The 13,970-nt window shown below is 46.9% G+C and carries 9 protein-coding genes; all 9 read left to right on the forward strand.

The window, feature by feature from the left end; all coding sequences use genetic code 11:
• The first annotated feature begins 23 nt into the window (after positions 1–23).
• Positions 24–1,370 (forward strand): ABC transporter ATP-binding protein, encoded by a 1,347-nt coding sequence (locus DKY63_RS26865; protein ID WP_239499423.1) that lies wholly within the window; start codon positions 24–26, stop codon positions 1,368–1,370.
• Positions 1,363–4,404: a glycosyltransferase gene (locus DKY63_RS26870; protein WP_110966892.1), complete on the forward strand. Its 3,042-nt coding sequence runs from the start codon at positions 1,363–1,365 to the stop codon at positions 4,402–4,404. Before DKY63_RS26865 ends, DKY63_RS26870 begins: the two co-directional genes overlap by 8 nt.
• Positions 4,405–4,523: 119 nt before the next feature.
• Positions 4,524–5,792 (forward strand): glycosyltransferase, encoded by a 1,269-nt coding sequence (locus DKY63_RS26875; RefSeq protein WP_162634924.1) that lies wholly within the window; start codon positions 4,524–4,526, stop codon positions 5,790–5,792.
• 122 nt (positions 5,793–5,914) lie between these two features.
• The gene (locus tag DKY63_RS26880) at positions 5,915–8,188 is read left to right on the forward strand and encodes an acyltransferase family protein (protein WP_110966894.1); all 2,274 of its coding nucleotides are present in this window, start codon (positions 5,915–5,917) and stop codon (positions 8,186–8,188) included.
• Between the two features lie 140 nt (positions 8,189–8,328).
• Positions 8,329–9,246, forward strand: coding sequence for a GDP-mannose 4,6-dehydratase (locus tag DKY63_RS26885; protein ID WP_110966895.1), 918 nt, complete (start codon positions 8,329–8,331; stop codon positions 9,244–9,246).
• Positions 9,239–10,210, forward strand: coding sequence for a GDP-mannose 4,6-dehydratase (gmd, locus tag DKY63_RS26890; RefSeq protein WP_110966896.1), 972 nt, complete (start codon positions 9,239–9,241; stop codon positions 10,208–10,210). Before DKY63_RS26885 ends, gmd begins: the two co-directional genes overlap by 8 nt.
• A gap of 5 nt (positions 10,211–10,215) precedes the next feature.
• The gene (locus DKY63_RS26895; RefSeq protein WP_110966897.1) at positions 10,216–11,652 is read left to right on the forward strand and encodes a mannose-1-phosphate guanylyltransferase/mannose-6-phosphate isomerase; all 1,437 of its coding nucleotides are present in this window, start codon (positions 10,216–10,218) and stop codon (positions 11,650–11,652) included.
• A 77-nt stretch (positions 11,653–11,729) separates the two neighbouring features.
• Complete coding sequence (locus DKY63_RS26900; RefSeq protein ID WP_162634925.1) at positions 11,730–12,302, forward strand: hypothetical protein; 573 nt, start codon at positions 11,730–11,732, stop codon at positions 12,300–12,302.
• A 281-nt stretch (positions 12,303–12,583) separates the two neighbouring features.
• Entirely contained in the window at positions 12,584–13,894 is a 1,311-nt protein-coding gene (locus tag DKY63_RS26905) for a sulfotransferase family protein (protein ID WP_162634926.1), read from the forward strand.
• Positions 13,895–13,970 lie beyond the last annotated feature (76 nt).

A 13,970-nucleotide genomic window follows, 5' to 3' on the forward strand; every position in this document is an offset into this window, starting at 1 on the left:
CAACTGAATCCTCGATCGCTTCGATGAGTCTTGTCCAAGCAAATGAGAAAGGAAAGGTCGCAATCCGTGTGGTCGATCTGAGCAAGTGCTTTCAAATTTATGAGAAGCCTAGCCATCGGTTACTGCAGATGATAACTCGAGGGTACAAAAAGTATTTTCGAGAATTTTGGGCTTTGAAAGGTGTTTCTCTAGAGGTCAAGAAAGGGGAAACCGTAGGCATTGTTGGTCGCAATGGCAGCGGAAAATCCACGCTGCTGCAATTGATCTGCGGTACTTTGAATCCCAGTGGCGGAGATATTCAAGTAAACGGTCGGATCGCCGCGCTTCTCGAACTTGGTTCAGGATTCAACCCGGAGTTCACTGGGCGTGAGAACGTGTATATGAATGCAGCCGTTCTCGGGCTTACGAAAAAAGAAATTGATGCGCGTTATGCAGAGATTGAAGCTTTCGCCGATATTGGTCAGTTTATTGATCAACCGGTTAAAACATACTCCAGTGGGATGGCAGTTCGTCTCGCATTTGCGGTGGCTATCAATTCGGATCCCGAAATTCTAGTGGTTGATGAAGCACTTTCAGTGGGGGATGAACTATTCCAGCGTAAGTGCTACTCCCGTATAGAAGCAATAAAAGCACAAGGTGCTACGATTCTATTTGTTTCCCATTCTGGGAATATTGTAGTTGAGCTCTGTGATCGAGCGGTTCTTATGGACGCCGGAGAGTTGCTGTTGGTTGGGCGGCCAAAAGATGTCATAGGCAAATACCAGCAATTGCTTTACGCACCAGAAAGCAAGCGTGCAATAATTCGAAGCAGTATTGCCGCGGCTGCTCCTGTCATGGTTGGCTCAAATACTTCGGCTGTAACCAAGGTTCAAAAGGTTGAAGATTTCCTCGATCCAGGACTTCAGTCGGATTGTATGGTGGAAACTGAATCTCAGGGGGCTCATATTAGAAGTCCAGGTATAAAGACCCTGGGTGGTCGACCTGTTAATACACTAGTGCGTGGTCGAAAATATAAATATTGTTATCAGGTTTTTTTCTCTCAATCTGCGACGCTGGTTCGGTTTGGTACTGTTATAAAGACCAAGTCAGGGTTCCCTTTGGGGGGAGTGCTATCAGTATCATCGCAAGATCGCACCATTCCCCACGTGAGCGCGGGTACAACAATTGACGTTGAGTTTGAGTTCAATTGCATATTAAGTTCGGGAGTTTACTTTTTTAACGCCGGAACATTTGGAGCGGTAGGTCAGGATGAAACGGTGCTACATCGGTTGATTGATGCCGTTGCATTTCGCGTATTACCGATCGAGCAGGATCTTGTGACCGAAATCATCGACTTTGGCTTTTCACCCAGGATTGTGATCAATGAGTAATTTTTTCTCTGGGCTTTTTATTTCCAGCCCAAACAAAGGTGGTTTGTTTTTAGTTGATGAAAACAAGGTCTATAAACTAGATGATTTTAGTACGACTGGATTGAGCCGTTCTGCCGAATATCTGGTCAGAGGGTCTCAGCCTGCTTCCCTATTCGTTTATGGCGAACAAACGCTTGAAATAACAGAGTCAAATTTCAGCTTTCATGATATTCATGATGCACTTGTCGTTGGTGAGCATGTTTATCTCGTTGCCACGACCGGGAACGAAATTATCAAGTTGAGCATGAACGGCGTTGAGGAACAGCGCTGGGTTTTTCCAGGTGAAGTTGACTCCTTGCATATCAATTGCCTCGCAGTCTGGGGTGGCGCTGTTGTGTTCTCTGCATTCGGGGCGTTTTCAGAGCACCGAGGTTATAAGGGGAATACCAAGGGGGCCGGTTATGTACAAGATCTGAATACCGGTAATCATTTGGTTGTGGGACTTTCGCAGCCTCATAGCCTAACCACTTTTGGCGAGAATCTTTTAATCGCAAACTCTGAACAGAAGGAACTTTGTGAGTATTCTCCGTCCGGTGAACTACTGCGTTCAAAGAGTCTTGGGGGATACACTCGTGGTGTGTGTGTCAGTGATAAATACATCTATGTAGGGCTGAGCAAGTCCCGAAATATCAATGCATCGGGCGTAGAAACGGCAACGCTCGTTTGTCTTGATATTGAATCTTGGCATGAGTTGGGTCGCATACAAATTCCAAGTGATGAAATCTACTCGGTTGAGTTGATCGCCGATAAACCTGAGCTATTGAGTTTCGTAGCAAAAATTTCGAGCAGTACCTCCTATAAATACTCGGCCATGGTAGGAGAGCAGGAAAAGAAAATTGCAGGGCTCGATCAGGCGATTGCCGAGAGTGAACAAAAAATACTGGGGCTAGGCGAAGTAGTCAGCGAGCGTGAAAGGCATATAGCCATTCTAAAAGACTCAGTAAAATCGCTTGAGACTCAGATATCTCATCTCAATCACACTTTGGAGTCGCGCGATCAATGGATGGCAAAGTCAACTCAACTATCGAGTGAGCGGCAGCGGCAGATCGAGGAACTTGAGACTCTGGTGCTTGAGCGTAATGGACGGGTGATGGAGTTGAACAAGCTCGTAGAGGCTCGTGAAACTCAGCTTGCGGAACAGAGTCTGGTTTCTGCACAACGCGACAGGAGCATCGCTGAGAGTAAACAAAAGATCTTGGGATTGGGCGAGATTGTTGGTGAACGTGAAAAACATATAGCCCTTCTAAAGGACTCAGTAAGTGAGCTTGAGAAGCTGGTGCTTGAGCATAATAACCGGGTATTGGAACTCAATAAACTCGCCGGGACACGCGCAGCTCAACTTGAGGAGCAGGATATAATCTCTACGCAGCGCGATAAAAGGATTGCGGAGCTAACCGGTACAATACTTGAGTATGAGCAGAAAGTCCTGACGCTTGAGGCAAATGTCAAGGGCCAGGAAAGGGTTGTGCTGGACTTGAGCAAGTCGCTGGACGAGTCCCATGAGAAGGTCAAAGAGCTTGATGACTTGTTAGTCCGAAAGGAAGAGCACATCGAAACACTTGACCAGAGTATTGTCGCGAAAAATCAGGGGCTATTTGAGTTTGAGCAGGCATTGAGCGAAGCGCAGGCGAAGCTCCATATTCTTGATGAGTTATTTTTAGATCAGGATCTCCAGATAGCAGATCTGGATGAACGCCTAGTAAATAACGAAAAGAGCTTGTTGGCTTCTGGTCAGGCTTTGATTGATGAACAATTGAAGTTGGAAGCACTTAATACTGTGCTGGGACAGCGAGATGAGCAAAATGTTCATCTTACCCAGTCGATAGCAATTCAGTTGGAAGAAATTTCAATTCTGAGTCAAACGCTCGCCGAACGCGAGTCTCAGGTTGCCAGATTGACCGAGTTGAGTTTAGAACAAGTAAATAGAATTACCTACCTTGAGCAATCTGCATTGGAGGGCGACAAGAAGCTCTCCGCTTTGAGCCTGGAACTGGTCGATCATCAAGCGCAAAAAGAAGAGGTGATTCGCCGGGGGCTTTGGGCGCTCAGACTAACAGAAGAGTTGAAGGCGGCTCAGGAACAAGTTTCTGGAATGGGTAGTAGTAACTCGTGGCGGTTGACGATGCCGTTAAGAGAAGCGAGTCGTTGGGTTTTTTCGCCCATTCAACAAAGCAAGCGTTATGTGAAATTAACGCTGAAAAGTTTAAAGCGGATGTATCAAAAACTCCCTTTTAAATCGGCAACTAAAGCGGCGCATAGAAACTTCGTTATCAAGAATTTTCCATTTGCTGTAACTGCTGCGGATATGAAAGCTGATGCTGAAACCTTTGTTGCTGGCGCGAGGGTGATCGAGCTTCAAGAATGCAGTGATCTTGAGGGCTTGGCAGCTAATATCAGCATAGATACTTCTTCTCGGCCACTAGTGTCAATTGTAATTCCGATTTATGGGAAATGTGATTTCACACTTCGGTGCCTGGCTTCTGTTGCACTAAATACCACTGGCATTCCCTTTGAAGTCATAGTTGTTGATGACTGCTCGCCGGATAACTCTGTTGAGTTGTTGCAGGCAGTGAACGGTATCAGATTGGTTTGCAACGAAACGAATCAAGGATTTATTCGCTCTTGCAACGCCGGTGCGCAGGCGGCAAAAGGGAAGTATGTATGCTTTCTTAATAATGATACAGAGGTAATGCCGCGTTGGCTCGAGGAGCTAGTCAATACTTTTCACGAATTTCCCGGCACCGGTCTGGCTGGTTCAAAGCTTGTCTATCCTGATGGCACTCTTCAAGAGGCGGGGGGATTATCTGGGAAGATGGCAGTGCTTGGAATTATGGCCGAAATCAGAATCCGGATCTGCCGATTTATAATTATGCTCGTGAAGTGGATTACTGTTCCGGTGCGTCTATTCTTATTCCGAAAGATCTCTTTGTCGAGTTGGGTGGGTTTGATGAGCACTATTTGCCGGCCTACTGTGAAGACGCTGACCTGGCTCTGAAAGTTAGAGATGCAGGTTACCGTGTAATCTATCAGCCTTTGTCCGTTGTGGTGCACTACGAGGGTGTCACTTCCGGGACAGACGAGACACAGGGTGTTAAATCATACCAAGTCGTGAATATGCAAAAAATGTTCACGCGCTGGGAAGCTCGCTTAAAGACACATCAACGAAATGGTCAAGACCTTGATCTTGCAAAGGACCGCATGGCTACCCGCCGGGTATTGATCCTGGACCATTGCACTCCAACACCGAATGAGGATGCGGGCTCCGTACTGGCTTTCAATACGTTTCTATTGTTCAGGGAAATGGGATTTCAAGTCACATTTATTCCAGAAGACAATTTCTTGTATATGCCGGGTTATACGGAAACCTTGCAACGAGTGGGCATAGAGGTGCTGTACAGGCCCTATGTCAAGTCGGTTGAAGAGCATCTAATGGAAGCTAAGGATCGGTATGATCTCGTTTATTTGCTTCGCCCGATGGTGGTCGAAAGGAATCTTGAGCTTGTTCGCAAACTCTGTCCGCGAGCTAAGGTTCTTTACCATACGGTTGATTTGCACTTCTTGCGTATGGAGCGAGAGGCGAAGTTGCTTAACGACTCGGCCAAAGCAAACGCTGCGGTAGAAATGAAGGAAATCGAGTTTGCGGCAATCCGCAATGCGGATGCTTCAATTGTAGTCAGCACCAATGAACTTGAGTTGCTTCGTCCTCAACTACCGAATGAAAAAATACACCTGTTTCCTTTGATTATGGACATCACAGGTACTGAAGCAAGCTTTAACGCCCGGCGAGACATCGTGTTTGTCGGTGGTTATCAACACACGCCTAATGTTGATGCTGTTCAGTACTTTGTCGCTGAGGTCATGCCGCATTTGCGCAAGCGTTTGCCAGGTGTGCGTTTTTATGCCGTGGGTAGCAAGCCCCCTGCGGAGATTAAAGCACTCGAGAGTGAAGATGTCGTTATTACTGGCTTTGTTGAGGATTTGCCGCCGCTGTTGGACAAAATGCGCGTGTCTGTTGCACCGTTGCGTTATGGCGCAGGCATCAAGGGCAAGATAGGCACTGCAATGGCCCACGGTCTTCCCGTTGTTGCGACATCCTTAGCGGCGGAAGGGATGTCGCTCAGTGCCAACGAAAACATTCTAGTGGCTGATGATGCGCAGTCCTTTGCAGAAGCGATTGTACGTCTCTATGAAGACGAATCACTTTGGAATGAATTGAGTTTGGCTGGCCAGGATTTTGCGCTTCAGGAGTGGGGTGTAGAGGCGGCTTGGGTATCATTAAGCAAAATTCTTGATGATATTGGTTTTAGTACAGTGCGCTCTCAGTTACCTCTAAGTTCTTATTCATTTGCTAAAAAAGATTTGGCGTATGATAAGAGTGCGTGAGCTTTGGCTGCTGCTTTAAGGGAATTATTTTTGGGCTGACTTGGAAGATTTGGCATGACAGTTTTTTTAGAAAGTGCATTCACTGTCGGGTCTTCAAGTCAACTCGTTTTGGATTTAGGCTGATGCGTGATTTAAATAATCCGGCAATTAATTATCGTCCAGATATCGATGGTCTACGTGCTGTCGCGGTTTTGTCGGTAGTGCTCTACCATGCTGGGGTGGGTGTTTTTAGTGGCGGATATATTGGCGTCGACGTTTTTTTTGTAATCAGTGGTTTTTTGATTACACGTCTACTCTTGGACGAAGTTAAAAAAGAGGGGCGACTGAGCTTCAAACGGTTTTACCTGCGCAGGGCTAGAAGGCTATTGCCAGCATTCTTCTTTACGCTGGTTTGTTCCACGATTTTTGCGATTTTATTGTTTTCTCCGAAGCTGTTGGAGAGCTATGGTGCTTCGCTAATTAATTCACTGTTATCTATATCAAATATTTATTTTTACTCTGAAAGTGGCTATTTTGATTCGGCTTCTTCTATGAAGCCGCTGCTGCATACATGGTCGCTGGGTGTTGAGGAGCAGTTTTATTTAGTTTGGCCAGTTTTGATTGGTTTTCTCGCGTCCAGGAAGTGGTTGGCCCCTGTTGTTGTTATCGCTTTGGGGTTGATTAGCTTGTGTTTTGCGCAAGCAATGTTGAGTAAACAGCCAGATGCTGTATTTTTTCTGATGCCATTCAGGGTCTTTGAGTTTTCAATTGGTGCCATTACCGTGTGGTTGCTGCAGGCCAAGCCAAAGAATAATGCGCTTCTGGAGTTATTGCTTTGTGTTGGTCTGGTTTTAATTGTGTTCTCGATTTTCTTTTACGACGAAAGAACACCGTTTCCTGGTGCAAGCGCGTTGTTGCCATGTATTGGCGCAGCACTCTGTATCTATGCAGGGCAAGCCCGTTTTACCGGAAGACTATTAAGTAATAAGCTCCTTGTCGCGTTGGGGTTAATTAGTTATTCGTTGTACTTGGCTCATTGGCCTGTGGTGGTGTTTTATAAGTACTATATTGGCGGCGTAAGCTTTTCCATGCTTCAAACCTGGCTTTTGATCGCTGCTTGTGTCGTCATTGCTATAGCAATGTATCACGGTATCGAGAAACCTTTTCGACGGAGTCGTCAGTTTAATTCAGGCTTTTTGGGCGGCAGTGTTTTCTTTGCGCTTTCAATTAGCTATTTGTCCGCTTCAATGTGGGCTGAAGATGGCTGGGGTTGGCGAAGCTGGGCAACCTCAGGCAGTATTTCCAGTGAGGCAGTGAAAAATGGAAAAGAACTTAGATTTAAAGTAAGGCAGGAGATCTGTCAGCGAAAGGGTTGGGCTTCATGTGATGAATTCATCCCTGGAACTGTCAATGCGCTGGTTTTAGGGGATAGCCATGCGGTTGATGCCTTGAATGCTTTCCAAAAGATATACCCGAAACATAATTTTGTAATGTCTACCTTGGGCGGTTGTCCGCCTTTTCGAGAAATAGAAAAAATTACATTGCCCAATCATCCAGGGCTCGAAAAATGTAAAGAGCTAAATCTTTCTAGGTTTGATGTCGAGTACCTAAAGCGTTTTGATTATATCGTTATAAACGTTCTTTTCGGGTGGTATACACCCGACCATTTACGCAGCTATTTGAGTTTTCTAAAAGAAAACGATATTCAAAAGGTGGTTGTGGTTGGTGACTATTTGGTTATGAAGAAGGATATGTATGAGCTTCTCAATCAATATGGTTTCAACTCGAATGCGTTGAGGGCGTGGGTTGACGAAAGTGCGAATGTCGAATCCTCATTGAAGCCAGAAGTGGAGGAGGCCGGTTATTTTTACTTGAGTAAGCGTCAGGCTTTATGCAAGGGTCAGGGTTGTGAGTTGTTTGATGACAAGAACATACCCTTTACTTATGACGAAAATCATTTGTCATACGAGTTTGCGTCGCGACTCGCTTTAGATTCAAAAAGTACTCTGGACCGTTATTTGGGGTTTGTCCGAAAAGAGCATTTAGCTGCGTTAAATGAAAGCCCTGAGAAGTCAGGGTCGAAAGTTATGGTGGCTACGTTTAGCTCCGAAGGTCATGCTGGAGAGAATTCAGTTTTGTCCCTTTTTCCTGCCTCTATAAACCAGTGTCAAAACGCAGAGAGGATAAATGTGCATTGGGATGTACGCGGCCTTGAAAGTGGGGATTCAATGAAGACCCAAGTATGGGTCAAGGACCTTGATGGGAAGGAAAAGTTATTCGTTTCTGGAAGCAATGCCGGAGATGAGGTTACTGGGGCGTGGGCCCGCCCAGGCATAATGTTTACTCTGAAAAATGCGGATACTGGGGCAATTCTGAATCAGGTTAAATTGCGGGGGCAAAGCTGTGTCAAGTCATGACTTAATATCTGACAATAGTTAATTTTTTATGGTGATTTGCAAAGTATCAAAGGAGTGACGCCAGTGTGCTGGAAAAATCGTCGCTTCGATCAATGCTTGGTTTAAGCAGGCCAAAAGGTCAATAACTTGAAAAGTACAGCATGAAAAAACTTCTTGTTACAGGTCTGACCGGCTTTGTCGGAAGGCATCTCAAAGCAATGCTCGGGGTCGCCATTGATGGCCCTTGGCAGCTCATCGCACCGAAGTCGTATGATCTGCTCGACAGCGCATCACTGGACGCCTGGCTGCAGGACGATTGCCCGGACGCTGTTATTCACCTGGCCGGGCAAACCTTCGTGCCTGAAGCGTTTCGCGACCCTCTGCACACCCTGCAGGTAAATTTGGTCGGTACCCTTAACTTGTTGCAGGCACTCAAGAAGAGGGGGTTCTGCGGAACATTTTTATATGTCAGCTCTGGCGATGTTTACGGTCAGGTGGATGAATCTGATCTGCCGATCAGCGAGAGCTTGCCGCCTCGCCCGCGCAATCCTTATGCAGTGAGTAAGGTTTCCGCTGAATTACTTTGCCAACAGTGGAGTTATAGTGAAGATTGGCGAATTATTATTGCTCGCCCTTTTAATCATATTGGTCCCGGGCAAGGGGAATCTTTCGTTATTCCAAGTACCGCACGTCAACTGATTCGCATACGTCATGGATCGCAATCATCCCAACTCCAAGTGGGAGATGTTGATGTAACTCGTGATTTTCTGGATGTCAACGATGTGTTGCGTGCCTATTTTTCCTTGTTGGAGTGTGGACGTAACGGTGAGATTTACAATGTCTGTTCAGGTGCTGAATCTCGAGTTAGAGATTTGATCATGCAGATGGCAGATTTGGCCGGGGTTGAAGTGCAGTTGACGCAGGATGTTAATCGGTTGCGTCGTTCGGAGCAGCGACGTGTAGTCGGGTGCTCAATGAAGTTACAAAAAGAGACTGGGTGGAAACCCCAGGTCTCTATCAAGGAAACACTTTCGAGTGTGCTCGCTGACTGGGAAGCAAGAGAACTAAAGAATGTCTAAATCTGTATTGATTACTGGTGTTACCGGCCAAGATGGCGCTTATCTAGCAAAAATGTTGTTGGAGAAAGACTATGAGGTTCATGGTCTGGTCGCTAGACGCAGTAGCGATACTCGCTGGCGTTTGCGTGAGTTAGGCATTGAAGATCAGATTCGTTATCACGAAGGTGATTTGGCTGACGCTTGCTCCATCCAAAGGGCGGTAATCAAGTCCAAACCGGATGAAATCTACAATCTCGGCGCTCAGAGCTTTGTCGGTAGCTCCTGGGATCAACCGGTGACAACCGCCATTGTTGATGGTCTTGGTGTCACCCATCTGCTTGAAGCAATTCGTCAGTTCGCACCGCATACACGTTTTTATCAGGCATCGACCAGCGAGATGTTTGGATTGATTCAGGCGGAGCGTCAGGATGAGAACACTCCGTTCTATCCGCGCAGTCCGTATGGTGTCGCCAAGGTTTACGGCCATTGGATAACTGTCAATTATCGCGAAAGCTTTGGCATGCATGCGTCCAGCGGCATTCTTTTTAACCATGAATCACCGCTGCGTGGTATCGAGTTTGTTACGCGTAAAGTGACTGATGCTGTGGCTCGCATCTCGCTTGGCAAGCAGAAAGAGTTGCGGTTGGGCAATATTGATGCGAAGCGCGACTGGGGATTCGCAGGTGACTACGTCGAAGCCATGTGGCTGATGTTGCAACAGGATCAGGCTGACGATTATGTCGTCGCCACCGGTGTAACAACCACTGTTCGTGATATGTGCAAATTGGCCTTCGAGCATGTTGGCTTGGACTATCAAGACTACGTTGTCATTGACCCGCAATTTTTCCGCCCAGCGGAAGTTGAAGTGCTGCTGGGCAATCCGGGCAAGGCTGAAAACAAACTTGGCTGGACACCTAAAACAAGTCTGGCGAGCCTTATTGATATGATGGTTGAAGCTGACCTGCGCCGCGTTGGTCGGGAGTAAGTTCCATGATTATTCCCGTCATTCTTTCTGGTGGTGCTGGTACCCGTTTATGGCCGGTATCGCGTGAAGATCATCCAAAACCCTTCATGCGTTTGCCGGATGGTCAGACTCTGCTCGAGAAAACATACCTTCGTGCTGCCAGTTTGATTGCCGAGGATTGCGAGATCGTCACGGTGACTAATCGTGAGCATTACTTTGAAAGCCGCGATCACTTCGCCAGAACCGGGCTCGGTCACCAAGCCCGCTTTTTGCTCGAGCCACAGGGACGCAACACTGCTTCGGCGATTGCTGTCGCTGCCTTAGTCCTTGCTTCCGAGCAGGGAGACAACGCAGTAATGGTGGTCATGGCGGCGGACCACCTCATAGGTGATTTGCCCGGATTCAAGGCGGCAACCGAGCAAGCAGTAACGTTGGCTCGACAGGGTTACCTTGTGACTTACGGCATTCGTCCTACTGCGCCTGAAACCGGCTTCGGATACATCGAAGCGGGTGACGCATTGGATCAGGCCGGCGGGCGCCGTGTAGTGCGTTTTGTTGAGAAACCGGATCTGGTAACTGCTCAGGAGTATCTGGATAGCGGCAGCTTCCTTTGGAACTCCGGCATGTTCTGCTTTACCGTCGGCAGTCTGATTAACGAGTTACAACAGCATGCCCCCGAGTTGCTGTCGCTAGCCCGTGACTGTGTGGCGCAAAGCCCGCGTTCCACCGGGGCGAATGCGCAAATGCACGAGTTGCACGCGCAACGTTTTGCAGCCATGCCCAATATATCCATTGATTATGCGCTGATGGAGCGCTCGTCCAGGGTGGCAGTGGTACCGGGTACATTCGACTGGAACGACATTGGTTCATGGACGGCAGTTCGTGATTTGGTCGAGTCGGATGATCTACAGAACCGTGCACTATGTGATGCAATCTTTATCGATAGTCGCAATACCTACGTTCAAAGCCAGGGGCGCGTGGTTGCGACTGTGGGGGTGGACAATCTCATTGTTGTAGAGACTGCCGATGCGGTGTTGGTGGCACATGCCGATCGGGCCCAAGAGGTTCGTCAGGTTGCCAGGCACTTGAAACTGAAAAATCACCAGGCTTACCGTTTGCACCGCACAGTTTCGCGTCCCTGGGGAACTTACACGGTGCTTGAGGAAGGGCCGCGCTTCAAGATCAAACGCATTGTCGTTAAACCTGGGGCCGCACTTTCGCTGCAGATGCATCATCATCGCAGCGAGCACTGGATAGTGGTGCAAGGTATGGCAAAGGTGGTCAACGGTGGTGAGCCTCGTTTGGTAAACACTAACGAGTCAACCTTCATTCCTGCGGGACATCAGCATCGTCTTGAGAATCCCGGCGTAATTGACTTGATGATGATCGAGGTGCAAAGCGGTGAATACCTCGGTGAGGATGATATTGTGCGTTTCGAAGATCAATACGGTCGGGTTCAGTAATTGAAACTGGATTCCTGCGTTTTTGGAGGGGTCCAGATCAGGTAAGCAACTAGCGTGCGCAAGGGCACACCCGCCCGATGATTGATACGTCAATATCTATTTTTGATAGGCGTGCTGACTTTTTTAGAGACGGTGGAGCCGTGTCGATGAGAAAAAGTTTGGCGTTGGTTTTCTGGGGTGAGTGTGAATTTCGCGGTTTTGTAAACAGTCGATCAGACTATTTTCATAAATATAGAGGTGATGTGATGCGTGTAAAATTTTTTATGCTTTCGGTTCTGACCCTGGCCTTGGTTGGTTGCGGTGAAGATAAAGTGTCGACCAAGTCTGTCGTCGATAGGGCTGATGCTGCAGGAGTAAAAAACTTGGGTGTTATCACCGTTTCCAAGGATCCTTCTGCAGAGATTAGTTGCGAAGGTTCTGTTGTGAATGTCAAGTGGGATGCCAGTAAGGCAGGCGTTACAAAGGATAAAACTGAAGTGCAGATTTGGGTTCAACCTGTTACTGGGGAGCCTGTGCTTTTTGTTGAGGGAGGCGTGGTTGGGCAAGCTAAAACAGGCAGCTGGATAAGCCCAGGAGTCAAGATTGTTGCTAAAATGAAGAGTGACAAATCTATTGTTGATGAGTTTGTTGTTGCCGGTAAAAAGTGCTGATTTTTCAGCCCTTTGATTGGTTTAAATGGATTTCAAGGCTTTTTGGATTAAGTGTATAGCTGACTTTTTGAATGAGAGTTTGGCTTTAAAATAATATTGTCTGTAGTGGTTTCTGGCTTTTAGACGCGTGGAAGCTCGAGTCGGCGTTAAAAGTAGTACGGTGTCGCGATGATATTAATATAAAAGGTTCTTTAGAAAGCTGTAAGGCTCAGAGAACTATAAATCGTGATGTCGAGACTTGGAAATTGCTTCATATTTTTGTAGTAAACGGGGGGTGATAGGTGCAAGTTCAGCCGATATTTATTATAGGTAGTTATCGATCGGCAACAAGTCTGATGGGGTGGGTGTTAGGTCAGCACACCAAAATTTTTCCGTTGGAAGAGACTCACTATATCTACAGGCTGAGTTGCGATGCAGTTTCGCAACATGAGCTAGGAACAAAAGGATTGGCTCGTTCGTTTCTTGCATCGGCCAATATCTCTCGCAGATCATATTGTGTGGCTGCAGGTGTTTCTTGTAATGATCTGATATTGCAGTCACGTCACGATATTGTTGAAAGTGCCAAGCTTCCCCAACATGCAGCAGATGCTTCGGATCATGTAAAGTTTTGCGTTACACCAGATAAAAATCGTTGGGTCGATGCGACGCCAGAGAATGCTCATTATGTTTATTCCTTGTTGCGGATGTTTCCAAAGGCAAAGTTTATACATATATTGCGTAACCCGAAATTGGTGGCGAGCTCTCTGATGAATTTTAGCGGGGTGGGTGCCAACGATTATGAAGAGGAGAACGCCTACAATACTTGGACGCGTCTGGTAGGGGCTTGTCAACTTGCGGAAAAAGCGTTTGGGTCAGAGGTGGTAAAACGAATTTACTTTGATGATATTTTGACTGACCCGGAGTCGGTTGTTAGAGAGTGCTTGGAGTTCGTTGGTGAAGAATATCAGCCTGACTGTTTGGGGCCTTTTTCGTTGAAGGTCAACTCGTCCAGGCATAAGCAACCCCAGGATATTTCTATTGAAGGAAATATTAACGACTCCAGACCCTACGTTAGAAATGCTTTCAAGCTCTATCAAGAGTTGCTGCAGAATAAAGATCTAAAAAACAAGGGTGACCTGAAATCATTACGTCTGTGCAAACAGAAAGATGCTGATTTGATTTTCTCGAGAAGTCAGAAAGGTATTGATTACATCAATGGAGATCGCGCACGTTTGCTCGCTGAAAATAGCCGCTTGCAGGCTGAAAGCCTGAAGCTAAAGGTTGAGCTAATGCGGGCACGTCTAAAAGTTATTGATTGGGGGCCGCAAGCTGTTTATGCAGGTCAGCCATTTAATGCTCAAGCTAATGGTGCTTCGGCACTTTGGATTAAAGTAAGCGGGCTTGAAGAAGATGTGGATGTTGAGTTGGGTGGGACACTATTGCCAACGTTCGTGGCGGATGACTTTAGTGTTATTACGGTGGAGGTTTCGCGCTCATTGACAAGTATTCCATGCGCTATTCCACTGACTTTTAAAGAAAAAGAAAGTGGAGCCGTTGTAGGAGAGCTTGAATTGTCAGTTCTACCTTTTGCCAAACATAAGATGTTTAGTTAATTGAAATGTCGGTTTGCTTTTCCCTTATGACTTGAGGGGTAGCAAAGGCCTTGTCAATAATCTGGATGCCGCGCCA

Source organism: Pseudomonas putida (genome assembly GCF_003228315.1).
Lineage (GTDB): Bacteria > Pseudomonadota > Gammaproteobacteria > Pseudomonadales > Pseudomonadaceae > Aquipseudomonas > Aquipseudomonas putida_S.